This window comes from Enterococcus sp. E5-162, from assembly GCF_035725965.1.
GTDB lineage: Bacteria > Bacillota > Bacilli > Lactobacillales > Enterococcaceae > Enterococcus_B > Enterococcus_B lactis.
Map to the genome: position 1 here is coordinate 204722 of NZ_JAPRFV010000004.1, position 25788 is coordinate 230509.

The 25788-nt window shown below is 38.4% G+C and carries 27 protein-coding genes and 1 riboswitch; of the genes, 8 read left to right on the plus strand and 19 right to left on the minus strand.

Features of this window, described 5'->3' with window-relative positions:
• Positions 1–51: 51 nt before the first annotated feature.
• Entirely contained in the window at positions 52–474 is a 423-nt protein-coding gene (gene rplK, locus OZZ83_RS05970) for a 50S ribosomal protein L11 (protein ID WP_002291638.1), read from the minus strand.
• A gap of 342 nt (positions 475–816) precedes the next feature.
• Here rplK and sdaAB point away from each other — a divergent pair, with 342 nt between their 5' ends.
• Together sdaAB and sdaAA are read left to right on the plus strand one after the other, a co-directional pair.
• Positions 817–1485 carry an L-serine ammonia-lyase, iron-sulfur-dependent subunit beta gene (gene sdaAB, locus OZZ83_RS05975; protein ID WP_002309998.1) on the plus strand — a complete coding sequence of 223 codons (669 nt, stop codon included), beginning with the start codon at positions 817–819 and terminating at the stop codon, positions 1483–1485.
• A 12-nt stretch (positions 1486–1497) separates the two neighbouring features.
• Positions 1498–2370 carry an L-serine ammonia-lyase, iron-sulfur-dependent, subunit alpha gene (gene sdaAA, locus OZZ83_RS05980; RefSeq protein WP_002309997.1) on the plus strand — a complete coding sequence of 291 codons (873 nt, stop codon included), beginning with the start codon at positions 1498–1500 and terminating at the stop codon, positions 2368–2370.
• Positions 2371–2463: 93 nt separating this feature from the next.
• Here the strand turns inward: sdaAA and OZZ83_RS05985 are convergent, their stop codons facing one another.
• From OZZ83_RS05985 to rpmG, 5 genes are all read right to left on the minus strand, one after another.
• Positions 2464–3564 carry a lactate oxidase gene (locus OZZ83_RS05985; RefSeq protein ID WP_142644496.1) on the minus strand — a complete coding sequence of 367 codons (1101 nt, stop codon included), beginning with the start codon at positions 3562–3564 and terminating at the stop codon, positions 2464–2466.
• A 91-nt stretch (positions 3565–3655) separates the two neighbouring features.
• Positions 3656–4555 (minus strand): alpha/beta fold hydrolase, encoded by a 900-nt coding sequence (locus OZZ83_RS05990; RefSeq protein WP_002314138.1) that lies wholly within the window; start codon positions 4553–4555, stop codon positions 3656–3658.
• 58 nt (positions 4556–4613) lie between these two features.
• Positions 4614–5159 (minus strand): transcription termination/antitermination protein NusG, encoded by a 546-nt coding sequence (gene nusG, locus OZZ83_RS05995; protein WP_002294580.1) that lies wholly within the window; start codon positions 5157–5159, stop codon positions 4614–4616.
• A gap of 100 nt (positions 5160–5259) precedes the next feature.
• A complete protein-coding gene (gene secE / locus OZZ83_RS06000; protein ID WP_002309994.1) occupies positions 5260–5430 on the minus strand; it encodes a preprotein translocase subunit SecE in 171 nt (56 codons plus the stop codon).
• Between the two features lie 20 nt (positions 5431–5450).
• Entirely contained in the window at positions 5451–5603 is a 153-nt protein-coding gene (gene rpmG, locus OZZ83_RS06005; RefSeq protein ID WP_002294578.1) for a 50S ribosomal protein L33, read from the minus strand.
• A gap of 161 nt (positions 5604–5764) precedes the next feature.
• Here rpmG and cbpA point away from each other — a divergent pair, with 161 nt between their 5' ends.
• Positions 5765–6409, plus strand: coding sequence for a cyclic di-AMP binding protein CbpA (cbpA, locus tag OZZ83_RS06010; RefSeq protein ID WP_002309993.1), 645 nt, complete (start codon positions 5765–5767; stop codon positions 6407–6409).
• A 55-nt stretch (positions 6410–6464) separates the two neighbouring features.
• On the opposite strand, the gene OZZ83_RS06015 is transcribed toward cbpA, so the two are convergent.
• Positions 6465–6968, minus strand: a complete 504-nt coding sequence (locus OZZ83_RS06015) for a QueT transporter family protein (RefSeq protein ID WP_002309992.1) — start codon at positions 6966–6968, stop codon at positions 6465–6467.
• A gap of 12 nt (positions 6969–6980) precedes the next feature.
• A riboswitch (PreQ1 riboswitch) is annotated at positions 6981–7027 on the minus strand.
• 539 nt (positions 7028–7566) lie between these two features.
• On the opposite strand from OZZ83_RS06015, the gene OZZ83_RS06020 reads away from it, so the two are divergent.
• Positions 7567–8529 carry a diacylglycerol/lipid kinase family protein gene (locus tag OZZ83_RS06020; protein ID WP_002314139.1) on the plus strand — a complete coding sequence of 321 codons (963 nt, stop codon included), beginning with the start codon at positions 7567–7569 and terminating at the stop codon, positions 8527–8529.
• 236 nt (positions 8530–8765) lie between these two features.
• Here OZZ83_RS06020 and recD2 read toward each other — a convergent pair whose 3' ends face one another.
• From recD2 to OZZ83_RS06040, 4 genes are all read right to left on the minus strand, one after another.
• A complete protein-coding gene (gene recD2, locus OZZ83_RS06025) occupies positions 8766–11336 on the minus strand; it encodes an SF1B family DNA helicase RecD2 (RefSeq protein WP_002314140.1) in 2571 nt (856 codons plus the stop codon).
• A 19-nt stretch (positions 11337–11355) separates the two neighbouring features.
• Positions 11356–12015 carry a histidine phosphatase family protein gene (locus tag OZZ83_RS06030; protein WP_002309989.1) on the minus strand — a complete coding sequence of 220 codons (660 nt, stop codon included), beginning with the start codon at positions 12013–12015 and terminating at the stop codon, positions 11356–11358.
• A 48-nt stretch (positions 12016–12063) separates the two neighbouring features.
• On the minus strand, positions 12064–12567 hold the full coding sequence (gene trmL / locus OZZ83_RS06035; RefSeq protein ID WP_002320545.1) for a tRNA (uridine(34)/cytosine(34)/5-carboxymethylaminomethyluridine(34)-2'-O)-methyltransferase TrmL: 504 nt from the start codon (positions 12565–12567) through the stop codon (positions 12064–12066).
• A gap of 220 nt (positions 12568–12787) precedes the next feature.
• Positions 12788–13654 carry a methyltransferase domain-containing protein gene (locus OZZ83_RS06040; protein WP_002309987.1) on the minus strand — a complete coding sequence of 289 codons (867 nt, stop codon included), beginning with the start codon at positions 13652–13654 and terminating at the stop codon, positions 12788–12790.
• Positions 13655–13762: 108 nt separating this feature from the next.
• Between OZZ83_RS06040 and OZZ83_RS06045 the strand changes: the two genes are divergently transcribed.
• Positions 13763–14404 (plus strand): copper homeostasis protein CutC, encoded by a 642-nt coding sequence (locus OZZ83_RS06045; RefSeq protein WP_002309986.1) that lies wholly within the window; start codon positions 13763–13765, stop codon positions 14402–14404.
• Positions 14405–14463: 59 nt separating this feature from the next.
• Here OZZ83_RS06045 and mgtE read toward each other — a convergent pair whose 3' ends face one another.
• Genes mgtE through OZZ83_RS06065 form a run of 4 tightly spaced genes read right to left on the minus strand, consistent with a single transcriptional unit; the run spans position 14464 to position 18223 of the window.
• A complete protein-coding gene (gene mgtE, locus OZZ83_RS06050; RefSeq protein ID WP_002309985.1) occupies positions 14464–15825 on the minus strand; it encodes a magnesium transporter in 1362 nt (453 codons plus the stop codon).
• 17 nt (positions 15826–15842) lie between these two features.
• Positions 15843–16742: an RluA family pseudouridine synthase gene (locus OZZ83_RS06055; RefSeq protein WP_002314141.1), complete on the minus strand. Its 900-nt coding sequence runs from the start codon at positions 16740–16742 to the stop codon at positions 15843–15845.
• A 1-nt stretch (position 16743) separates the two neighbouring features.
• The gene (locus OZZ83_RS06060; protein ID WP_002309983.1) at positions 16744–17541 is read right to left on the minus strand and encodes an NAD kinase; all 798 of its coding nucleotides are present in this window, start codon (positions 17539–17541) and stop codon (positions 16744–16746) included.
• The gene (locus OZZ83_RS06065; RefSeq protein ID WP_002309982.1) at positions 17516–18223 is read right to left on the minus strand and encodes a GTP pyrophosphokinase; all 708 of its coding nucleotides are present in this window, start codon (positions 18221–18223) and stop codon (positions 17516–17518) included. The genes OZZ83_RS06060 and OZZ83_RS06065 overlap by 26 nt, the downstream gene beginning before the upstream one ends.
• Positions 18224–18353: 130 nt before the next feature.
• On the opposite strand from OZZ83_RS06065, the gene OZZ83_RS06070 reads away from it, so the two are divergent.
• Both OZZ83_RS06070 and OZZ83_RS06075 read left to right on the plus strand, forming a co-directional pair.
• Entirely contained in the window at positions 18354–18929 is a 576-nt protein-coding gene (locus tag OZZ83_RS06070) for a CYTH domain-containing protein (RefSeq protein WP_278023446.1), read from the plus strand.
• Positions 18930–19046: 117 nt separating this feature from the next.
• Positions 19047–19724 carry a ClpXP adapter SpxH family protein gene (locus OZZ83_RS06075; protein WP_002309978.1) on the plus strand — a complete coding sequence of 226 codons (678 nt, stop codon included), beginning with the start codon at positions 19047–19049 and terminating at the stop codon, positions 19722–19724.
• A gap of 71 nt (positions 19725–19795) precedes the next feature.
• Here the strand turns inward: OZZ83_RS06075 and pepF are convergent, their stop codons facing one another.
• From pepF to spxA, 4 genes are all read right to left on the minus strand, one after another.
• A complete protein-coding gene (gene pepF, locus OZZ83_RS06080; protein WP_002309974.1) occupies positions 19796–21604 on the minus strand; it encodes an oligoendopeptidase F in 1809 nt (602 codons plus the stop codon).
• A gap of 178 nt (positions 21605–21782) precedes the next feature.
• Positions 21783–22781, minus strand: coding sequence for a competence protein CoiA (locus OZZ83_RS06085; RefSeq protein WP_002335219.1), 999 nt, complete (start codon positions 22779–22781; stop codon positions 21783–21785).
• Between the two features lie 97 nt (positions 22782–22878).
• Complete coding sequence (locus OZZ83_RS06090) at positions 22879–23532, minus strand: adaptor protein MecA (RefSeq protein ID WP_002335220.1); 654 nt, start codon at positions 23530–23532, stop codon at positions 22879–22881.
• 330 nt (positions 23533–23862) lie between these two features.
• Positions 23863–24261: a transcriptional regulator SpxA gene (gene spxA, locus OZZ83_RS06095; protein WP_002296384.1), complete on the minus strand. Its 399-nt coding sequence runs from the start codon at positions 24259–24261 to the stop codon at positions 23863–23865.
• Positions 24262–25025: 764 nt separating this feature from the next.
• Between spxA and OZZ83_RS06100 the strand changes: the two genes are divergently transcribed.
• On the plus strand, positions 25026–25733 hold the full coding sequence (locus OZZ83_RS06100; RefSeq protein ID WP_002309968.1) for an HAD family hydrolase: 708 nt from the start codon (positions 25026–25028) through the stop codon (positions 25731–25733).
• The last annotated feature ends 55 nt before the right edge of the window (positions 25734–25788 follow it).

Below are 25788 nucleotides of genomic sequence, written 5' to 3' on the forward strand. Positions count from 1 at the left end.
TATCTTTCAATATAGAGCCAACTGAGAAGCTGCTGTCTTAGGGTATAGAGATTATTCTACAGTGATCCCCATGCTTCGTGCAGTTCCTTCAACCATGCGCATTGCTGCTTCAACGTTAGCTGCGTTTAGGTCTTCCATTTTTAATTCAGCGATTTCTCTTACTTGATCGCTAGAAACTTTCGCAACTTTATTTTTGTTTGGTTCACCTGAACCTTTTTCGATTTTAGCTGCTTTTTTCAATAGAACAGCAGCTGGTGGTGTTTTTGTAACGAATGTGAATGAACGGTCTTCGTATACAGAAATAACAACCGGAATGATCAAACCTGCTTGATCAGCTGTACGAGCGTTGAATTCTTTTGTGAATCCCATGATATTGATACCCGCTTGACCTAGTGCAGGACCTACTGGTGGAGCTGGAGTTGCTTTCCCTGCAGGAATTTGCAATTTAACGATTTTTTCTACTTTCTTTGCCACGAGACATACCTCCTTAAGTCCGTGATGTGGTTAATTGGAGATGCATATTTCTCCTCCCACGTTTTATCTGATCTGAAAAAATCCAGACAAATAATGTGCAAAACAATGCACACTGGTACAGTATAGCAAATTTATTTGTTTTTTCAAGATTTTTTTCTGCTATTTTTACATTTTGCTTGAATAAACGCTAAATTTATTCTAAAAAAACAACAATTTTTCGTTCCCATTTCTTCTTTTATGTTACACTTGCGCTAGCATGGTTCAACAGATGAAAGCAAACAATAACACGGTTTTTTAGACCCTTGTACAAAGATTCCTACATAACAAAATGAGGTGGAGAAAATGAAAGATTTAAGGTATAGAAGTGTCTTTGATATTATTGGACCTGTGATGATTGGTCCAAGTAGCTCCCACACAGCCGGAGCAGCTAGAATTGGGAAGATCATACGCAGTATATTTGGCGAGCAACCTGATTCTGTAGATATTTATCTATATGAATCATTTGCAAAAACCTATCGAGGTCACGGAACAGACATTGCATTAGTTGGTGGTCTATTAGGAATGGAACCTGATGATGAACGTTTAGCTGATTCTTTGAAATTGGCATATGAGGCTGGCATGGAAGTCTTGTTTGTTCCTAAGAGTGAAAAAGCCGAACATCCGAATTCTGTAAAGATGCTTCTAAAAAAAGGAACACGAAAGCTTTCAGTTACTGGCATTTCGATTGGCGGTGGCAATATCCAGATTTCTGAATTGAATGGATTCAAAATTTCTTTAAGCATGGGAACACCTACCTTGATCGTTGTTCACCAAGATGTTCCAGGGATGATCGCTAAAGTGACTGGTATACTTTCTGAAACCAATACGAATATCGGTACTATGACAGTGACACGGGAATCAAAAGGCGAAAGCGCCATCATGATCATTGAAGTAGATAATCCTCAAGTTGAAGAAACAGTAAGAAGACTCAAACATCTGCCAAATATCGACAGCGTAAACTATTTCGATTAAGGAGCTGAAAAAATGTTTTTATCGATTGAAGAATTAGTAGACCAAGCGAAAGCTTATTCAAGTGTAGCAGAATTGATGATTGCAGTTGAAATGGAAATGAGCGGCCGTTCCCGTAGTCAGATCATTGCGATTATGGAAAAAAATCTTTCAGTAATGGAACAATCGATCAACGAGGGAAAAGAAGGTGTCACCTCCGTCACAGGGATTACCGGTGGCGATGCAAAAAAATTAGATGATTATTTGAACGAAGCAGATTTTTTGAGCGGAGAAACGATCTTAAAGGCTGTACGCAATGCTGTAGCTGTTAACGAAGTCAATGCAAAAATGGGATTGATTTGTGCTACGCCGACTGCTGGAAGTGCGGGGGTTGTTCCTGGTGTGTTAATGGCTGTCCGAGATCGGCTTGGTTTGTCACATGAACAGCAATTGGAATTCTTGTTTACTGCTGGCGCTTTCGGGTTAGTAATCGCGAACAACGCTTCTATTAGTGGCGCAGAAGGGGGTTGTCAAGCAGAAGTTGGTTCTGCAAGTGCAATGGCGGCGGCGGCTTTGGTTTGTGCAAAAAACGGGACTCCTCATCAAGCAGCTCAAGCAGTAGCCATCACATTGAAAAATATGATGGGACTGATTTGCGATCCTGTTGCAGGTTTAGTTGAAGTACCTTGTGTCAAACGTAATGCTTTAGGGTCCTCTCAAGCTTTCATCTCTGCTGACATGGCATTAGCGGGTATCGAAAGTGTCATTCCACCGGATGAAGTCGTTGCTGCGATGTATCAAGTCGGACGACAAATGCCATCGATTTTCAAAGAGACAGCAGAAGGCGGCTTAGCTGTTACGCCAACTGCTAAGCGACTTACAGAAGAGATTTTAAATAAGAGGTCGTAAAAAAGCTGCCTAGTTTCGAGTATTAAGAGATTAGTTATTTCTATCACAAAAAAACGAAGAGACGCACAGTTAGGCCTCTCTTCGTTTTTTTTATTAATCCATCAATTTCGTATTTTTTACTTCATCAATCGATTTTGTTCCTGCAAGTTGCATCGTGATCGACAATTCTTTGTTCAGGTGTTCAAAAACAGAGGTTACTCCTTCTGCCCCACCTAGATTCAATCCATAGATTACTGGTCGGCCAATCGCAACTAAGTCAGCACCACTTGCCAAAGCTTTAAAGACATGTTCTCCTCGACGGACGCCAGAGTCGAAAATCACTGGTACACGTTTATTGACTACTTCGGCAATTTTTGGCAATACTTCAAAGGAAGCAGGACCTCCATCTAATTGTCGTCCCCCATGATTAGATACCCAGATACCATCTGCCCCTGCAGAGATAGCGATGACTGCATCTTCTGGCGATTGTATTCCTTTTACGATGACTGGAAGATTGGTGATTTCTTTGATTGTTTTGATGTCATCTGGTGTCAAGCCTTGTTTTGCAGCTGCATAGATTTCTGCAATTCCTTTTCCTTCGCCATTCCCACTTGCACTTTGTTCGCTATAAGCAGCTAAATTAGGCATTGGTAATGGAAATTGGAATTGATTGATCACATCTTCTTCGCGGTAACCACCGAGCGTTGAATCTGCCGTTAAAATGATGGCTTTAGCCCCTGCTTCTACTGCTTTGTTCAAAATGAACTCATTGAACCCATCGTCTTTACTCATATATAATTGGAAAAACTGCGGTGCACCTGGCGCTGCATCTGCTGCATCTTTGATTATCGTATTCGCATAAGTGCTGATGGAAAAGATTGATCCAGCAGCAGCTACCCCTTTAGCTGTATCAGCTTCCCCTTTTTCATGCGCCAATCCTTGGGCCGCTGATGGCGCTTGGATAATCGGTGTGTCTAATTCAATTCCAAAAACTGATGTATGCAAATCTGCTGAGTCGATTCCGCGTAATATCCGTGGCATGATTTTTTTTGCATTAAAAGAAGTCGTATTTTCTTTCATCGTCCACTCATCTTCAGAACCACCGCGAATATAGCCAAAAGCTCCTGCTTCCATTCGCTCTTTTACACGACCTTCTAGTGAAGCAATGTTTACAATATCGATTGGATGTTCTTCATTACTTGTATGATAAGTCATAGTAGATCCTTCTTTCATCTTCTTGATTACATGTAAATCATACTATTCTTACAAAAAGTAAGCAAACATTTACTCTCGGATCCTTTTCTTGCTATTCATTCCAAACAAATCGACTAACAAGCTGATCTACTTCTTGGTTTTCATGAAGCATACTATGAGCGGCATTTTCGCCTTTTACTATTTTTTCTTCTACTTCATTTCCGTGTTGTTTCAACAACGCATAGACAGCTAATGCACTGTTTAACGGTACTGTCCCATCACTCAAGTCTGCTTCGTCCAATTGTCCGGCAATCAGGAAAAATCGAGTAGTTGTAGGCATATTTCCGATTATTTGCTGATAATCTTGATAGCGGCTAGAAACAACAGCAGGACCCTTTGCTAACTCCTCTGTCAGAGATTGCCCACTGTCATCGACAAAATCATTAAAAGGTGCACCAATTGCCGTAAATGTCTGAACTTGCGGCAATGACGTATCCTGTCCATATGTTCCTAAATAGCGTAACGCGCTAACTCCTCCCATTGAATGTCCCACGATGTTGACTTTGTCTATGCTATAGTTTTCTTTCAGATACAAAAGACAAGATTTGATCCATTCTGCTTGATTCCACTCGTTGTTTTTATTATCTGCAAACAATACTTGGACCATCGGATTGTCTGCTTTTCCAGATAAGTCTCCTTCTGCTTGTATTTGTCCATCGGCTTCTACTATTAGAACCAATTCTTTTACTGCTTTTTGATTTTTTTCCAAACGTTGCAACATCCCTTTAAAGGAATTTTCTGTCCCGCTGTAGCCATGGAAAAAAAGTGTTGGAATAGTGGTTTTTTCTATCACTTTACTGGATTCTACCGTTTTTTCTTTATCAGAAACTGCAGTAGTCTTCGTCGTCTGGCAACCACTTATCGCAAACAAGCTGATAAGCACTAAAGCTGCTGTAGCCGCATGTTTGCATACATTTTTGATTCGATTTGTCATTCGCCTCTTCCTTTCCATATAGAAAAAAGAAAGACTTGAAAGGTCAATCGTATGATCGACATTTCAAGTCTCTTTATTAATCGATTTTATCTACTTGATCGAAATCAAGTTCTGTACTTGTTTCACGACCAAACATATCGATGTTGACTTTCAATTTTTCTTTTTCTCCGTCAACTTCTGTTACTTGTCCTTCTAATCCAGCAAATGCGCCTTCGATGATTTTCACAACTTCGCCAACTTCTACTTCTAAATCATTTTGTCGTAGACTCATGCCGATAGAACGCAAGATATGATTGACTTCTTCTGGAAGTAGTGGTGCTGGTTTGCTTCCAGCTCCGTGTGAACCAACGAATCCTGTCACGCCTGGTGTGTTACGGACAACATACCAGGAAGCGTCTGTCATGATCATTTCAACAAGAACATATCCTGGAAATGTTTTATGAACGATTTCTTTCTCTTTCCCATTTTTGACTTCTGTTTCTTTTTCTTCAGGAACAACGACACGGAAAATAAAGTCGGCCATTTTCATACTTTGCGCACGAGATTCGATATTTGCTTTTACTTTGTTTTCATATCCTGAATATGTATGCAAGACATACCAGTTTTTTTCAAAAGATTCCATTGAAGGCTCCTCATTTCATTGTAAAATAAAAAAACCTCAGTACACCCGAAGTTTTTCTTTCGCTTCATTATAGCACTAAAAGCACGTTGTGGCTAGCGAGTTATTTTAAGATCCAGCCAAATAAACTTTGGATTGCTGTATCCATTACGTAAAACATCAACCCGAAAAGAATAGAAGTTTCGATAACTACCAACGTATCTTTACGAAGTTGTTTTCTGTTTGGCCAAGTTACTTGTTTGATTTCATCTTTTACGCTTTTTAGAAATTTCATGAGACACCCTCCTTTGCTGTTTATTTCGTTTCTTTATGTAATGTATATTGATTACAATATTTACAAAATTTGTTGATTTCTAAACGTTCACCGCTTTTTCCTTCACTGACTGATTTTGTGTAGTTACGAGACCCACAAACGGAACAAGCGAGTGCTGCTTTTTTCTTTGCCATTTACTTCTGCCCCCTTGCTGAGAATCAGACTTATACTTAATAACAGTATCACGTAACTTTTTACTTGTCAATTTGTGAAATAAACTATCTATTGTTTTAGATAAAATTATGATATGATTAATTTGAAATTAAGCTAAAATGAGACAATTGGAGGTATAGCGATGCTATTAAAAACACTTGTATATAAGAAAAAAGATCTGACAACCGTTACAGAGACTAGTACATTAGAAGAAGCATTAAAAATTTTAGAAACTTCCGGATACCGTTGTGTACCGATCTTAGATTCTTCAGGGAATATTTTCCGTGGAAATATTTACAAAATGCACATCTATCGTCATAAAGCAAACGGCGGTGATATGACGCTTCCTGTCACTCATCTTTTGAAAAATGCCACAAAGTTCATTTATCTGGATACTTCTTTCTTCAAAGTATTCTTTACGATCAAAGAGCTTCCTTATATTGCTGTCCTTGACAGTGAAAATCATTTTTATGGTATTTTGACACATAGCACATTACTTAATATGCTCTCTCAATCTTGGAGCGTAGAACAAGGAAGCTATGTGCTGACAATTGCTTCTACAGGAAAGCAAGGAGATCTGGCTGCTATCGCAAAAATCATTTCAAAATACAGTAGCATTGCCAGCTGCATTACTCTTGATATTGAAAAAGACGAATACATCCGACGTACATTGATTACGCTGCCGGCGAACACTGAACCGAAAGTATGTGAAACGATCATCAACCACTTAGAGAAAAAGAATTATAAAGTGGTAGAAATCGAAAATTTGCAAAACCAAGAAGCATAATAAAAATGACAAAAGAAATACAGCTCAGCTGCTTTCTTTTGTCGTTTTTTTACAATTAGACACGCTTTTCAAAATCAAGCGAACGATCTAAATAATACATCAGTGGTGCTGAAACAGCCATGATGATGAACTCGCTTAATGCAAGTGTACCATAGGTTGTCCAAAATGCTTGGCCACCTGTCGGAACTAGCATGTAAGCAATCAATCCCATGCTGATAGTAAAGAAGATCGTGTTCAATACTAAACGCATCTTTACATTTTTCACTTTGTTTTGCAGCAAAGCTGTCAGACCTAAAGAAAGCAATGTTTGGCCACCACCAAAAACCACATCCATGATACCAAATCCAAAGAAGGCATTATAGACGATGACCCCGCCCAAAACTCCCCAAAGTAATTTACGGTTAAAGACAACTAAATGATTCAAACTTTCTGAAATACGAAACTGGATTGGCCCTGAGGATACAGGCGCAACTAAAATAGTTAGCGCTAGATAAAGAGCCATGATGATACCATTGACAACGATTACGGACAACCGTTGTCTGCTTTTCGTTTTTTGCATTTTCTCTCCTCATTTCTCCTAGTTTTTTTAACGCGGGATGGTTGATGAACCGCGATTATGTGAAACAAACAATAATTATAACAGACTTTTCATCTATTTCAATCTGTCTTATCTACTTTTGAAAAAAGTAAACAAGCAAAAATGTAAACGTTTGCTAAAAGTCTCAAAATATGGTATAAGATAAATGTAAGGGGTCATAAGAATTCCCAGTAAAGCAGACGAAGTAGGTTCTGCACGAACAGAATTGTTGTGAAACTTAAATAAATAAAAAAGGATGTGGGAATTTGAGCAACCTCTTACTAGAGAATAGTCTAGCAGGCAGCTGAAGGTCTAAGTGGACATACCGAACCTTGGAACTTCTCCTTACGTAAGTAATGGATGATGCGCTTGCTAGGCTTTTTTGTGTGTTTCGGTCTCCAGACCTTTTTCATTCTCCTAGTCTTCTGCTATAATAACCAAGAATTAATTTTGTAACAGGTGTTTTTTTGTAAAAACAAGTTTCTTTCATTCCAAAAATAGAAAAAACTTGCTAATTATTGGTTAACCAGCAAACAGGATGATTAAAATATCTTGTTTTATTGAATAGCAGGAGGAAAATATGAAATTCCATTATCATTTATTGATCAATCCATCGGCAGGCAGTGGAAACGGCCATAAAGTAGCAGAAAAAATCTTGCCGATATTAAAAAACAAACATGTCAACTATACCCTTCATTACAGTGAATACAAAGGACATGATGCGGAGATTGCTGAAATTCTGGCAAAAGAAACATTAGTACCTTGGACAGAAGAACAGGAAACAATCGAAACTTTCCCTCTTTTGATCATCGTAGGAGGAGACGGAACCTTGCATCAGGTACTTGATACTTTCTATCAGATGGAAGTTGAATTTCCTGTCGCTTATATTCCAGCAGGCTCTGGAAATGATTTTGCTCGAGGAGCGGGACTTCCTAAGAATCCTAAAAAAGCACTTCAGCTGATTTTAGCAGCTCAATCACCAGATAAAGTCCATATAATGGCTTATGAAGAAAAAATAAGTGAAAAAAAAGGAATAGCTGTTAATAATTTTGGTATTGGATTAGACGCAGCTATCGTCCATGCGACAAATCATTCTTCTACAAAAGAACGATTGAACAAATACAACTTAGGTTCTTTTTCGTATTTGTTCTCTATTCTCCGGACTTTATTTACTCAAAAAGGATTTCCAATTCTAGTGGATGCAGGAGGAAAGCAGTTAAGTTTTTCAAATGCATTTTTATGTACAGCAACGAAGCATCCTTTTTTTGGAGGAGGAATCGCAATCGCTCCAACTGCAGATGCGACTAAACCAGTCATTGATTTTGTCATGGTCGAACGAATCAATATTTTTAAAATCATATGGCTTATCCTTTTACTTATGCAGAAAAAACAATTGAAATCGAAATATTTCCATCACTACACAACAAACAGATTACGAATCGTTTCACCAACGCCGCAATATGGTCAAGAAGATGGAGAAGATGTCGCTCCTCGTCCTTTTGATCTGCAATTTTCTACAAAAAACCAGTTATTTTTCAAGTAGTTTCGAGTTTGTAGAAAAATTTTGTGGAAATGCCTGTTCACATTTTTGCAAAAATTTGACTTCATACCAAGAAACTGTCTTTTGAACACCGTTTACCAAGACGGCATGAGCCTACAATTTCACTACAAGTCACCAAGAATAATTTCAAAAAGCGGATGAGGCACAAGTCGTGTCACATCCGCTTTTTAAGTGATCAATATTGCCGACAAATAGCGCATACGTATCGTCAGATTCTTTTATAATGTATACGGTGTAATGTTTTCCATGCCAATCATTGGATCTACTAATTTCTGATTAATCGCTTCTGCAGTAAGAACGAACTCCTTGGGAACAGCAGGTTCTATCTCTTCTTTCTTTTCTTCTACAACCGATGAAGAAAATAGATCTGGTTCCACTGTTTCCATTACTTGGTTTTTCGATTCATTCGTTCCACTGTCGTCTTTTATAGGTAACTTTTCTTTTATGTCCTGCGACTCTTTTGTATAGGTCCCATCTTCAAATGGATCATTTCCAATCAAAGAATCTTCATAAGCTGCTAGTTTTGTCCGCAGAGTGATAGTCATTTTTCCATTATCGATGATTCTTGATTTCAACGTAGTCATTCGGCTTGCCGATTCATTCGCTACACAAGTGGCATACGCTTGCTCTTCCCCTAACAAAATCAACAGTTCCTTACTCCGAGTAACAGCCGTGTAGAGTAGATTACGCTGAAGCATTCGCTGATATTGATGAACCATGGGCAAAATGACCATTTTGAATTCACTGCCCTGTGATTTATGGATCGAACAACAATAAGAAAGAGTAATTTTATTCCACTCGTTTCTTTTATAAGTGACCTCATTTGCATCAAACTGGATAACTAATTCATCCACTTTATCTTCCGAATCTTTTGCCAAGATAATCCCCGTGATTTCTCCCATATCTCCATTGAATACATTCAATTCAGGAGTATTGACTAACTGGAGTACTTTGTCTCCTATCCGATAAACGGTGTCGTTCCAATGTACTTCCTTTTTCCCAGGTCTCCCTGGATTGAATATCTCTTGCATCATTTTATTTAACGCGTCGATCCCTGCTGGTCCCCGATACATTGGTGCTAATACTTGGATATCTTGTGCACGGAATCCCTTATTTTTCGCTTTTTCCACAATTTTAGAAATCAAGGGTTCAATTTGATAAGCATCGCTTCGGAAATAGGAACGATCTTTTTGATTCTTTGTGAAATCTTTTGGTAGACGTCCTTCTTTGATTTCATGGGCAAGAGGAATAATACTAGAACCATCACCTTGTCGATAAATCTGATTGAGTTCCATTTTAGGAATTTGTTCGATTTCCAAAAGGTCATGTAGCACTTGTCCAGGACCGACAGAAGGAAGCTGATCTTTATCCCCTACTAGAATAACCTGCATATTCGTCGGAATCGCTTTGAATAATGTGTTAGCCAGCCATGTATCGACCATAGACATCTCATCAACGATCAAAAGTCCGCCTTCTAATTCTTTCGTGCTGACTGAAGGTGTTTTTTCCCGTCCATTCAGCCCAAGTAAACGATGGATTGTACTGGCAGGCAGACCTGTTGTCTCGTTCATTCGTTTAGCTGCCCGGCCAGTAGGTGCTGCAAGCAGAATAGGAAAAATTTCTTGGGTATATTTTGACGGATCCAATTCCAGACCATTCAACTCTGCAAAAAGATTGACGATCCCATTGATCACAGTAGTTTTCCCCGTACCTGGTCCTCCTGTTAAAATAAATAGAGGAGAACGGATGGCTTCAGCGATTGCTTGTTCTTGCGAAGGTCCATACTGTATACCAAATATTTTTTCGATACGCCGAATATTTTTCTGCACTTCTTTTTCAGGATAATGGATTTCTTTTTTACGGCTGAGCAGACGTTGGATGGAATTGCCGATACCCCATTCAGAAAAATACAAACTGTTTTCGTAAAGATTCGTTTCTTCTTGCTGGATTTTTCCTTCTTCAACAAGCTGGATAATCACAGTAGCAACCTGATCAGGCAGAATTTCTATTGGACGACTTGTTTCTAAAATACGGATGGTTTGCTGAAGCAATGTTTCCGCCGGTACGTATGTATCTCCTGTTTGAACAGCATGCTGAAAAATCTGATGCAAGATGGCTGCACGGATTCTTCTAGGTGAATCTGCTGCAATACCGATTTGTTCGGCTAGATTATCTGCGCGTTTGAACCCGATTCCTTCTATGTCTTCGACTAGCTGATACGGATTTTCTTCGATGATATCCAAAGACTCGTTCTTATAGGTCTGATAAATACTGAAAGCTAACTGACTACCGAATCCATAACGATTCAATCCCATGATTACTTGATCCATCCCGTGATTTAGACGAATCGTTTCAGCAAGCATTTCTCTTTTTGGCTTCGTTAAACCAGCGATTTGTTTTAATACCGAAGGATCAGCAATGATTTTTTCGATAGCATCTTCTCCCAGCAACTCGACGACTTTCTCTGCTGTTTTCTTACCGATCCCAGGGAATTTTTCGCTGGAAAGATAAGCTACGATCCCATTCGCAGTTGTTGGTTTTTCTTGCTCATATCTTTCGACTTTAAGCTGTCTTCCGTATTTAGGGTGATCCACTAGTTCTCCATAAAAACGATAGGTCTCATTTTCTTGAATATCGCCAAAGCTTCCGGTAACTACAATCTCTTTTTCACGGTAATCAGCTGTAGTTTCGCTGATGTGTACCAAAAGCACTTTGTAAAAATTACTAGGATTTTGAAAAAAAATCGCGGCAACTGTACCAACGAAATAAGGCATTTCTTCTGGCTGCATCGGAAGCCGCCTCCTTCTTCTATAGTAAAGGTTCTGGTGCTGTTTCAGTTCCTAAAAAATCTGTTTGGTTCCATACTTTCAGTTTATACGGCAATAATTTGCAAGGCTCTTCAGTCTCTAAAATCGTCAGGCTGCTATTGAACAAACCGCCCATTTCCCGCAACTCACTTAGCTCTTTCCCTGTCATCCATTGAATGGCAGCAGTTAATGAGGCCCCATGACCTACGAATAAAAGAGGTCCGTTTTTATGTTGAGCAACCGCATCCGCTACAACAGTTTCAATACGTGTGATTGCTGATTCAATCGTTTCTCCATGAAAAGGAGAAGGATCATATAGATCTAAGTGATTACGCAAATTCGGCAAATTCTCTGGGTATTTCTGATACATTTCATCGATTGATTGTCCTTCTAAAGTACCTAGCCCTAGTTCTCGCAGTTTATCTGTATAGAAAATCTCTACCGGACTAGCAAGCTCTTTGTTGATACCTTCTGCTGTATCGCATGCTCGTTTTGCTGTACTGGAATAAATTGCTTTAAAAGGAACATATTTTACTTTTTTCCCAAATGCTTTGATTTCTTCGTAACTTTGAGGCAAAAGCGGAGAATCGCCATTGCTCCCTTGAAAACGTCTTTCCTGATTCCATTGTGTCTTCCCATGTCGGGTAAAATATAGTTCCATACGCAGCAAACTCCTGTCTTTCTTTTATTTTACTCTATAATAAACTGTCTAATCCAGCTTGTCATTTTCATAATGGTGCGTTAATTCTAAATTAGGGAATCCTTGCTGACGAAGTGCTTCGTACACAATCATTGCAGCTGTATTCGATAAATTCAATGAACGAACATGCTCATCATTCATAGGGATGCGCAAACACTTTTCCTCGTTTTCGCGCATAAACGCTTCTGGCAAGCCAGTTGTTTCCTTTCCAAATAAAAAGAAGTGCTCTTCTCCATCAGCAAAATTTTCTTCACTGTATACCTTATGAGCAAATTTTGAGATCAAGTGTAGTTTACGATCACCTAAAAATGTTAAAAAAGCTTCTAAATCACTGTGATAAGTAATATTTACATCGTTCCAATAATCTAACCCTGCTCGTTTCAGGTGTTTGTCATCCGTTGAAAAACCTAGGGGCTCAATTAAATGAAGCGGCGTATTCGTGGCCGCACACGTACGGGCAATATTTCCGGTGTTTGCAGGTATTAACGGTTCGAATAAAACGATATGATTCATCAGGATCATTCCTCTCATATTTATGTTCGTTTCTATTTTCTGACAATTTGATTTTTGCATAAAAAAAAACGTATCAACTCGGTGTCAGTCACTGCGAGTCGTTACGTTAGTGAAGCTCTTCTCACTAACTTTTATCAGAACAGGAACCTGATAAAAACCAATGAAAAAACAACTTGTTGCTACTATAACACCCTCAACTTACTTTTGCAACCTCTACTCTTTAAAAACTACTAGAAAACCGTTTTCTCTTAGTTCCTTTTAATAATTCTATGTCAATTGTAATCTTTTTCAAAGGATTCTTGTACAAGTCTGCTTTGATTTCCTCCTCGACTTGCCACTCTAAGGGCGACATTGCTAAAAGATCTTTTCGATTTTCTTCTGGTATCTCAAATTCATAAGTCACACGCTGACGTTCAGTTAGTTTCATCGATTCAGTAAACTTTGCGACTACACGATCATTAGAATAACTTTGCTTTTCAGGTTGATTCGGATAAAAAGCCTGACGCAGTTCTTTTAAATAATTTTCTTGCGGCACTACCTTCAGCACCTCTCCATCTTCTGACAGTACACGTTGGAATTCTTGGTAATGAGAAGGCGAAAAGATATTTAAGATCGTGTTAAATGTCTGATCAGCAAATGGCAAATTGGTCAAATCCGCTACACACCAAAATGCCTCGACAGATTGTTCCGTAGCTGCATAGACCCCTTCTTTTGAAATATCAAATCCAACAGCAGTTTGAATCTTTTTCAATTTTGAAAGTTCATTCAAGAAGCTTCCTTCTCCACAGCCGACATCTAATAGCGAGATTTCATTAGGCAGATACTGTGCGATAGTCTCAATAACGGGCTGATACATGCCTGATTGGATCATTCTACGCCTTGGAACGAACATTTCTTGATCATATTCTGTTTTAACCGCGTGGGATAAAAAGTAAAGTGTTCCTTTTTTGGACAGATCAAAACGATGATTATTTTTGCATATCAAGCCATTATCAGACTTTTCTACCTCTTCTTGGCAAACTGGACAGCGGAACAGCTGATGTTTTTCTGCCAAAAACTGGCGTCCTCGGTCAATTTTTTTTAACATAGTTCCCCCTCATTTCTGTTTTATCTTACCGTTAGATGCTCACTTTGGCAACTGGTAAAAATATGATACAATGCCTAGAAGAAAGCGAAAGACAAAGGAGAAGATCAGATGATCAAAGAATTTTGTGCTGAAAACTACACATCTATTCCTCTGGCAATTGCCAGAGGAGCTAACCGAATCGAATTATGTGACAACTTAGCGGTCGGCGGAACGACCCCAAGTACTGGTGTGATCGAAGAAACATTAAGTTACGCAGGGGAAAAAAATATCCCTGTAATGACGATTATCCGTCCTAGAGGGGGCGATTTTGTCTATAACGATATCGAATTGAAAATTATGCATACTGATTTGATTGAAGCAAAGAAATTAGGGACGGATGGCGTAGTTTTTGGTTGTCTTACTCCCTCAGGATGGCTAGACGAAGAAGCATTGGAACTATTGATCGAAACCGCAGAAGGCGTACAGATCACCTTCCATATGGCTTTTGACAGTATTCCTGAAGAACGGCAATTTGAAGCAATCGATTGGCTAGCAGCGCACGGTGTTGACCGTATCTTAACGCATGGCGGCCCTGCTGATCAAACGATTGAAGAACATTTCCCACGGCTCAAAGAATTGATTGACTATGCAGATGGCCGTTTGATCATTTTGCCCGGTGGTGGCGTAACAGCAGCGAATGCAGCACATGTAGCTAAAGAATTAAACGTGAGTGAAGTCCACGGAACTAAAATCGTTGAACTTCAGCCATAATCTTATAAACAAAAAACATTGGCAACAAGTATACTGCTTGTTGCCAATGTTTTTGCTTTTTACATAAAATACCCCATAAATAAAGAGGCAATATTGAAATAAATCAGTACACTTGTCAAATCACTCAAGGTCGTGATAAATGGACCGCTTGCTACCGCTGGATCAAATCCTAGACGATCCATCAGCATCGGAATCAAACTACCTGCAAGATTCGCCACTGTTATCGCAAACAACATGGCCATCCCTATCACAAATCCTAAGATAAAATTATGTTTCCAAAAGCCCACGATCAGAAAAATCGTCATCCCTGTAACAGCTCCTGTTACGACGCCGGTCAAGACTTCAGCCAAAACAAGTCGGACAAACCCGTGATCTTTGTCATCAGAGATTGCAAGTCGACGGACAGCCACAGCCAGCGACTGGGTTCCAGCATTACCAGCTGTTCCTGTGATCAGCGAAATGAAGACCGCTAAAATGCTCGCTTCACTTACCAAGTCTTCATAATGACTGATCAAAGAAGCAGTAGACATACCTAAAAACAACAGAGTGATTAGCCAAGGCAAACGTCGAGATGCTGCCTTTACTGGATTTTCATTGATTTCTTCCACATTGACCCCGGCAAGTCCTGAATAATCGCTGGCAGCTTCATCATCAATAACGTCAATGATGTCATCAACTGTGACGATTCCCAACAAATGATCATCATAATCGGTAACAGGAAGAGCTAAGAAGTCATAATCCCTGAATGTTTGTGCCACATCTTCTTGGTCGTCGCCTACATGAACTGAAAGCACCCGCTCGCTCATCAGATCAGAAATCATAGCATCATCATCATTCACGATTAGGTCGCGTAGAGAAATAACCCCCACTAGTTGACCTTCTTGATTAACGACATAGATGTAATAGATTGTTTCAGCAACATCTGCTTCATTCTTCAGCACATACATCGCAGAGCGAACGGTTTGATTTGCTACGATCGAAACAAATTCAGTAGTCATGATTGCACCAGCTGTTTCGTCTTCGTAATGGAGCAATTCCTTGATTTCACTGGCATCGTCTGCAGACATCAAACTTAAATATTTAGCAATTTGCTTTTTATCTAACGTATTAAGCAAATCGACAGCATTATCTGTATACATCTCAGAAAGCATATCTGCTGCATAGCTAGGACGCATCTCATCCAGATATTCTTTCATATGTTCGTTGTCTTCTTCAATCACATCGAACATATCCGCTAATTCTTTAGGCGACAGATAGGAATAGATCAGCTGCCTGTTCTCTTCTGTAAGAGATTGGTAGAATTGCCCCTGCTCATAGATATGCATCTCTAAAAAACTGTTTCTGAATGCCTGAATATTATTTTCCCTTAAATCTTGAGTCAACTGGGCAAATCTTTCCTCTAATTCTTGATTTTCATCCAAACCAATCTCACCTCGCCTTATTCTTCAAACCGTCTCACAACTGCCTCCATGTCTGCGGCTAAAGGCTGCTTGAACTCTAGCAGCTCTTCTGTAAATGGGTGGTAAAAACGCAGATCATAACAATGAAGGGCTTGTCTTTTTATTCCCAGATCCATTCGTCCGCTATACATATCATCACCGAGCAGTGCACAGCCAATGGCGGAAAAATGAACTCTTATTTGATGTGTCCTTCCTGTATGCAGCTGGATATCAACTAACGCGATTTCTGTTAGTCGCTTCTCTATCCTGTACTCCGTCTGTGCAGAACGTCCTTCATCAGAGACCATTCGCTTCAGTAGCGAAGAATAATCTCGGGCAATCGGCAAATCGATATGACCATGTGCCGATAAATTTGAAAGCATTCCACTGACTAATGCCTGATATTTTTTTACAAACTTCTTTTCACGAAGTTGCGTGTCTAATTTTGCGTGCGCAAACCCATGCTTGGCAAAAAGCATCAAGCCAGACGTATCACGGTCTAGTCGTGTAACTACATGGATTACTTGGTTTTCGTACCCTTGTTTTTTGTAATAAGCCTTTACACGATTAGCCATTGTCCCATTTGGATGGTATTGGGCAGGAATGGACGAAACGCCTGCTGGTTTGTTTACTACCAGAACATGTTCATCTTCATACACGATATCGATCGGCGTTTCGTCCAAAAGTACGGTTTCATGTTCTCCTTCAGCAGGAATCACAATGGTTACCTTATCATCCTTGGCTAGAGAAAACAAGACATTTTCTACTTGATCATTGACTTTGATTTGACCGCCTTGAAATTTTATTTTCGCTAACAGACCTTTTGAGATCCCTTTTTCTTTTAAAAAATATTTTACCTGCTGAGAATGATCTTTCTCATAATCCCATGTAAACTGCATATTAATCCTCACCAATAAAGGCATCTTTCACGCGATGCCAAAAATGCATATGTCGATAAGAAGCAAAATGGATCCGTTCTTCTGCTATTCGATAATAAATAGAACGGATATCGGCTTTTGCGACATTCAATTGATCAACCGTTACAAGATAATCTTCTGTATTTTCCAATTTTATTTCTAACCACTCATCATGGGCAATCACGATTGGAGAACCCAAAGTACGAAACACTCGATTATTCAGCGAAGCAATCTCAGCCAATTGAAAGGCATTGATACTAGGATGGATCACTGCACCGCCGACACTTTTATTATAGGCAGTCGAACCAGTGGGTGTAGAAATCGTCAATCCATCTCCTCTGAAACTTTCAAACAATTCATTTTTAATGTATACATCGGCTACCATCGTACGATTGGCCCGCTTAATCGTTGATTCATTTAGTGCTAAAAAATGCTGATCAGGCGTTTCATCCAAATAACTGATCCGAACATCCAGCAAGGGATAGCTGACACTTTGTTCCAGATTTGTTCGCAAGCTGTCTACTAGTTCTTCCAGCTCGTAATCTCGCCAATCAGTATAAAACCCTAAATGACCTGTATGCACGCCTAAGAAACGCACATCATTCAGACAATGACTGTAGTGATGAAATGCCGATAATAATGTGCCATCTCCACCAATTGAGATGACCAACTCTGGTTCATGATCATCTCTCTGGATCCCAGCTTGTTCTAATAGTGTGTTCAAGCGCTCAGCCACTTCTATAGTCTTTGCTTCTTTATTGTGAACGATCGCTACTTTCATCCCCTGCCTCCTCTCTTTCGCTTTCTTTCTTCAAAAGCGTTCGATAGTAGACATCATCTGATTTTCCTCTTCCATGGGAGAACAATCGCTGTGCTTCTTGGATTTCTTCACGGATACTGGACATCTCTTCATCCAGTTGATACGCAGCTTCTGCCGCACGCTGAAGTCGTTCGCTCATTTCTTCTGGAAAAACGCCTTGATATTTATAATTCAGCGAATGCTCGATCGTTGCCCAGAAATTCATCGCAAGGGTCCGTATTTGGATTTCCGCCAAAATTTTCTTCTCACCACTGATCAGCTGTACAGGATACTCGATCACCAGATGATACGAACGGTAGCCGCTTGCTTTCTTATTAGTGATGTAATCCCGTTCTTGAAGAACTTTCATGTCTTTTCTTTTACGGATAATCTCAACAACTTGATGGATATCTTCTACAAACTGACACATGATCCTTAAGCCGGCAATATCAGACATTTCTTCTTCTAAGCGTCCCATTGGAATATGACGTAACTGTGACTTTGTTACGATACTGTCAACTGGTTTGACTCTCCCAGTGACAAATTCAATTGGAACATGACGATTTTGTTCACGAAACTGTTTACGGATTCCCCGCAGTTTCACTTTCAATTCTGATACAGTTTGTTCATATGGTGCTAAAAATGCTTCCCAATCTCGTTCCATAGCTGATACCTCTACTTCATTAACATTCATTGTTTATTCTACCATATATGCAAAGTTTTTTCGTACTCTTGAGTTATGCATTGACCAAAAAAAGAAAATTAGGCAAAATAGACAAAAAGGAGTCGATCAAATGACGCAAATGCTTGAAATCGAATATAAATCTATGCTGACAAAGCAAGAGTACGAGATATTCATCGCTCACTATCAATTAACAGATAATGATTTCCGTGTACAGACTAATATTTACTTCGATACCGTTGATGAACAGCTGAAGAAACAAAATTGTGGCCTACGAATCCGTTTCGTTGGTCATCAAGCTGAATATACATTAAAAACACCTGCTGAGGAAGGTCGTCTCGAAACGACGGATACCTTTGTAACAGAAGAAGCAGAAGCATTCATCTTTCAAAAACGTTTGCCTCGCTCAGACGCAGTTTTTCAAAAACTTTCTGATTTGAATATCGATCCTGCTTCATTGATCCAAACAGGAAAGCTTACAACAAAACGGGCTGAGTTCCCCATTAAAGAAGGACTTTTAGCTATCGATGAAAGCTGGGGAGACAATCTTCACGATTTTGAACTAGAACTAGAGGTAGTGGATGCATCTGCGGGAAAAATTGCTTTTATAAATTTTTTAAAACGTTTTTCTTTGCCTTATCGTCCTGCTAAGAACAAGATTCAACGTATGCTTGAGGCTAAAAATTAGAAACCTTTCATTTTCACGAGGCACTTGAGTTCATTTTTTTACTTTTTTCTGTTAAGTTATAGGATGTGAAAGAATCTAGTCACTAGTTGTATAGAATCTATTTTGGGGGAGATTCATATGATCGAAATCTATTTATTTGTTAATCCTTTAGGGGAATATTGTTTCAAAATGGAGCAACAGTTATTACAATTTATTGAAGAAGAGTACGGAACACCATCAAAAGAAAAGATGCAATTTCGCTTTCTTCCTTTGGTCAATTTGCAGACAATTGGGGATGTCATGCAACAAAAAGGAATTTCTCAAAACAATCTTGAGAAACGCAACCACTTATTCTCAACGACTTATTCTGCCGCATTAGACTGCAAAGCGGCTCAATTCCAAGGAAAGAAAAAAGGCCGCCATTTTTTGATCAAACTGCAAGAAGCAGTCGGCTGCAATAACATACCATATTCTCATGCACTTGCTGAATCGATATTTGAAGAGATTGGCGGCGATTTGAATATGTTTAAAGAAGATCGGCAATCTGACTTTGTTAAAGAAGTATTCTTTTCCGATCAAAAAATTGCTCGAGAAATGGGCATCACGAAACATCCTTCCGCAGTCGTTTACAATTACGCTTGCGATCGTGATTTTGGTGTTTTAGTAGAAGTAGAAGGCACAAGCAGCCTTTGGAGAATCAAAGAGCTGTGTAAAACAACAGATAACTCGTATCAAGTTTTTAATGGTGAACATTTACATACAAATGATTCTCAGTTCCATTCACGAACTAGCCATTTACACTTGCTTTCTAATTAAAAAAATACGTCGACTCCCTTACAAGAGAGCCGACGTATTTTTTTCGTTTCTATTCGAAAAAATCAAAAATCTTATAAACGATCAATCAATTCTTCTAATTCGTTTAGTCGTTGTTCAAACATCGACATTGCATCTTCGATATACGCAGCCTGTGTCATATCTACTCCTGCTTTTTTCATCACTTCAACAGGATAATCACTGTTACCAGCTTTTAGATAAGCCAAATAGTTCTCTAGCGCATCTGGTTCCTGACTAAGTATTCTTTTCGCCAACGCTGAAGCAGCAGAAAAACCAGTCGAGTATTGGAAGACATAGTAATTATAGTAAAAATGCGGGATCCGTGACCATTCAAATTTGATTTCTGGGTCTTCTTCGACTGCCGGACCATAATATTTTGCATTCAATTTACCATAACTATCACTTAGATATTCACTAGTCAATGGCACACCTTTTTCATCTTCCGTATGCATGAAGTGCTCGAATTCAGCAAATTGTGTCTGGCGGAAAACTGTTCCTTTAAATCCATCCAAGTAATGGTTGAGCACATAAGCTCGGACGCGAGGGTCTTTTTCTGTTTCCAATAAATATTCTGTTAGGATATTTTCGTTCGTTGTCGAAGCTATTTCTGCTAAAAAGATGGAGTAGTCACCGTATACATAAGGTTGGCTCGATCGTGTGAAATAACTGTGGACACTATGTCCCATTTCGTGGACAAGCGTAAACAATTGATCCAATGTATCATGCCAATTCAATAAAATATATGGATTTGTGTCATAGCTTCCCGAAGAATAGGCACCACTTCGTTTTCCTTTATTTTCGACAACATCGATCCAACGTTCAGAGAATGCTTTTTCTACAATAGTCATGTACTCTTCGCCCATTGGCTTCAGTGCTTCCAAAGCTTTCTCTTTTGCTTCTTCATACGTAAAGGTGATTGGAGCTTCTCCTAAGACCGGTGTATAAAGATCGTACATGTGCAGTTTTTCCACTTCTAATAAACGTTTCCGTAATTCCATATATCGATGCAGCAAAGGCAAATGCTTGTTTACTACATCTACCAAAGTGTCGTATACACTTTCAGGAATGTGATTATTGCTCAAAGATGCTTCTCTGGCAGAGCTGTAATTACGAACTTTTGCTTTAAAATTATGTCCTTTTATATGCGTACTTAAAGTTGAAGCAAACGTATTTCTAAATTGCTCATAAACACTGTACAACCCTTTAAATGCGGCTTCGCGAACACTTCGATCCGTGCTTTCTAGCAACTGACCGTACACACCATGAGATAATTGGACTTTTTCACCATTCTCTCCTTCGATCGTTGGGAAAACTAAATCTGCATTATTCAAAACAGCAAATGTATCACTTGAAGCCTCAAAGATTTCTCCTGCTCCTGCAAGAAGCGATTCCTGATCGGCAGATAAAACATGGGCACGATTATCTACTATTTGCTGGATATAGTGACGATAGACTTCTAACTTCGGTTCTTCTTTGAAATATTGCCAAATCCGTTCATCTGATAACTGCAATATTTCTGGTTCAAACCAGGAAACAGCTTCACTAACCTTTGAAAACAAACTACTTGCTCTTGCATAAAGCGCTTGATATTCTGTATTCCCAGTATCTTGATCGTTTTTAAGGTGTGCATAGACATAAATGATTTCGGTTTGGCGATAAACACTCAACACAAATTCAATCGCATCAAGAAATTGAGAAGCGCCTTGATTAAGTGTTCCTTTATATTTTTCAGATTTTTTTAACTTTTCTGATAATTCTAGATATTTCTCATCAAATTCTTTGTCGCTTGAAAAGATCTTGGTCAAGTCCCAAGTTAAATTTTCAGGCAATTCTTCGCGTTTTGGCAACTGCTTTACTTCCATGAAATCCACTCCTTTTTATATCCTTTTGTCTCGGTCTTTCAAAATAGATCCTCGTCTCACATCCACATGTTACAGCGTCTGATTTTTCTACTAATCTATGTGTCTGCTTCTATCAATTTTAGCACAACTGAAACTTGTTTTACATAGAAAACCGGTTCCTGTTCTATTTTTATACTTACTATATTTTCCAAGAGGATAAATGTGTGCATTCATCAAAAAATTGCCGATAGACCATCTCTTCCTCAATCATAGGGAAAAGCCACTCCCTTTTATATTCTTTTACTTGGCAAAACCATGAGCTAAAATCAGGTACTTTCTGTTGCTTTAAGGATTCTTCGTACAACATTCGATAAAGAAAAACCTGTTCTCGTAAATAAAAGAAAAACCGACTGTTTTGATAGATCCACGGTGATAGATACAAAAGGTGCTTGTGACGCAAGTAGCACTGTTCTTGTATGGATACTGTATTTTTTTGTTTGTAAATCAGCTGGCGCGCCAACCACTTCTTCCCATCCTCGCTTAACTTGTCTGTTTTCTTCATCTGATTTATTTTGATCTCATTATTAGTAAATATTTTTTTAAGATCATTACCAGAAAAAGTCCAGCAGCTACTGAAAAAAGAAATGTGACCTGATACAGTCTCTGTAATATGATGATATAAATAAAGTTTTTGGTTCTTAAGGTCAGCTTTCCAACAATGTACCCCCCTTTTTCTATTATAATAGCAGCAACTTTTTTCTATCAATGAAAATTGCCGTTGTCCAAGAAAAGAATGACCAAGTATCCACCATACTTGGTAACCGTTGTTCAAATAATTTTTGGTTCTTTCAAAAAATCTCTGATGAGACAACCTAGAACATTGGATTTCTAATGCTAGATTAGCCAATAAAATATCTGGTCTCTGCCTCAATCTTGGCAAATAAGCTTCCAAAAATACAGGTTCTGCTGACTGTCCCAGCCAATCCATGAAACATTCCTTTAACTGCAAGTGTTCTTCTGATTCCCCCTCACTAAAAACCGAACAGTTTTCGGTTTTTCGATGGGCAAAATGAGCACATTTTTTCTTTCCCTTTTTCAAAACCACTCTTTTCCGACAACTACGACAATAATACATTTTCTCTTTTTCTGCATATTTAGCAGAACAGCATTCATGATATTCATTCATCGCAAGCAGCATTTTTCTCCCTCTGAACTTATTTACGTCTAGCCATTTATTTACACGAAAAAGAGCCATATCGATATATGATCGATATGGCTCTTACTATAATAGTGATTTATACAAAATAAAATTTCGTACGCTCGATAGCATTACGCGCCATCAGACACTTTCCATATTCATTCAATGTTTCTGGTGTACGATCGCTCTTTTCTGCAAACTCCAAAATTCGAGCAATCTGATTCTCTACATCCGCTTGGTTGAGATTCTCCATCCAGAAATGAACGACTAGGTAATAACGCTCTTCAAATAAGTACAAATCAGTCCAAGCAGACTCTAGTTCAACGTCTGTTGCCAGCTGGATCACTTGCTCAAAATCTTCAAAAGCAAAAATTGCTTGTCTTTCCTGTTCTTCTAGGGCGCTTCCAGATAATTCTTCTTCCGGATCGCTACCAATAATTTGCTGACGGAGAAATTCGCTCACGTCTTCTGAATCAACAGCAGAATCTTCTGATTGAGAAATTTCTTCATCTGGCAGGTTTTTACTGATAAACAGTTCTAATCCGTCTCCTTTTGGCAAAACTTGGAAAGTGACAGCTTCGCTTCCTCGGAACTCCTCTTCGATATCAACTTCTTCCAGAATACTATAAAAGAAATTTTCGATTTCTTTGTGATTGCCAAGTAAATCCAAAAATGAAACGCCCCGTTCTTCTAAATCTTCATGACCTATCAGTACACGGATCGTATTTTCATTAATGTGTTCCATTTCCATTTTGCTACACCTCACTTTGCCGCAATGTTCAATATAGATTCATTGTAGCGAAATCAGCTTAAATGTAAAGAAAAAAAATCCCGCTGTTAAGTGAATTTAATAAAACCAGCAGATTTTTTCAATCGTTCAAGCTATCTTATTTAACTATAACATTTTTGGGAGATGAATACTATATAGCCGACTTTTTAGCTAATCAATCACTTCTGTTTTTCATACCATGACCACTCTCACACCCTTTTTTGTGCCCACAATAAAGAACGCTATTTATAAAAACAAAAAAACTTGGAAAAACTATCATCGTAATAGTTTTTCCAAGTTTCATTTTATCTTCTATAATCCAGCCATCAATTGTGCTTGACGCAATTCTAATTGTCGTACATCGCGCGGCAGGAATCGACGAATCTCATCTTCATTAAAACCAACTTGTAGACGTTTATCATCAATCATGATTGGACGGCGAAGCAATCCAGGATTGTTTTGCACAAGTTCCAATAGTTCTTGTAACGGCAGATCATCTAAATCCATGTTCAGTTTTTGGAATACTTTGGAACGTGTCGAGATGATTTCTTCTGTTCCGTCTTCTGTCATTTGTAAAATCGCTTTTAATTCAGAACTGTTCAATGGTTCTGAAAAAATATTACGTTCAACAAATGGAATCTGATGTTCTTGCAACCACGCACGAGCCTTTCTGCAGGAAGTACAACTTGGGGAAGTATATAATGTTAACAACGTGCACCACTCCTTTTCGTGATAAGAATCACTTTTTTGTAACAGAAGATCATAATAATCTCCCATCTGTTTCTATTATACATAATCAACTTTTAAATAGCTACCTTTTTTTCATAATTTTTTTAAAAAAATGAAAGTTATCTAAGGTTAATATACAGTAAAACCAGCATTCTTGCTTTTTCTATCATTTAAAAATTAGAGTTTTCAAATCTAATTCAAATTTTACAAGACGATGAAACAGCCAATAAAACTGTACTATTATTTTATCTAGAAGCACAAATGAAACCGATTTCTTAAGATTTTTTATGTTTTTTATTTCTTTGATAGTAATGTTTCTTGTCATTTTAGATAATATTGTTCTTTATTATAACGCTTATTTTCTCTGTTATATAAGCACAATATTTTAAAGCAATGATTACTAGATAAAATTTACTATAAACAAATAAACTAAATAACGTTATTTTATGTTTGAATAGTTATATTGAGACTGTATTAAAAAAATAAACCTTTCGAAAATTCCTCAGAGATTGCATTAAAATAAACCCACCGAGTTACACAATAATGATTAATTTGTTCATCAAACCTATTGACGTGTTTCATGATTTTTAGTGAAAAAAACTGAAATCTAAAAACCTTATTCTGTCAAGGAAACAGAAATATAGTAAGAAAAACCTTTATTTATCAGCTTTTTTAGATAATTTTTTCTGTTACAATAGTCAAGGATTTGTGAAAAAATCAATGAAAACCGAAAGGCGTGTAAAATTTTGATTAAATCAGTTGTGTTTGATGTTGATGATACAATGTATGATCAGCAGCAGCCATTTCGAAACGCGGTAAAAAGAGTCGTGCCGCTTGTTTCAGATGAAGATATGCATCCACTATATATCCGCTTCCGTCATCATAGTGATGAAAACTTTCCAAAAGTAATGGCAGGAGAGTGGACGCTAGAATATATGCGAGCACATCGAATCAGCCAATCACTAAAAGATTTAGACTACCCTCACATCACAGAAGAAGAAGGTCTCCTATTTCAAAAAATTTACGAGGAAGAACTTGATAATATCTGTTTGCATGAGGAGGTCAAAAAAACACTTGACTTCTTGAAGGAAAAAAATGTCCCATTAGGAATTATCACAAATGGACCGACTGACCATCAGACAAAAAAATTAAAACAACTTCAATTGAACAATTGGATTCCTTCCCACAACATGCTGGTTTCTCAAGCAACAGGGTTCCAAAAACCAGAAAAAGAGATTTTTCAGCTTGCTGAGAAAGAATTTCATATGCTTCCAGGAGAAACTCTATATGTTGGCGACAATTATGACAATGATGTTCTAGGTGCAAAAAGTGCCGACTGGCAAGCACTTTGGTTCAACCATCGAGAACGCAAAATCGACCAGACTCCTATTTGCGATATCGAAATTTCTTCTTTTGATCAGCTGTTAGAAACAATGAAGACAATCTTTGCTTAACTCCTATAAATAAAAACAAAAAATAATAGCAAGGAAATCGGGTTAAAACGGAAAC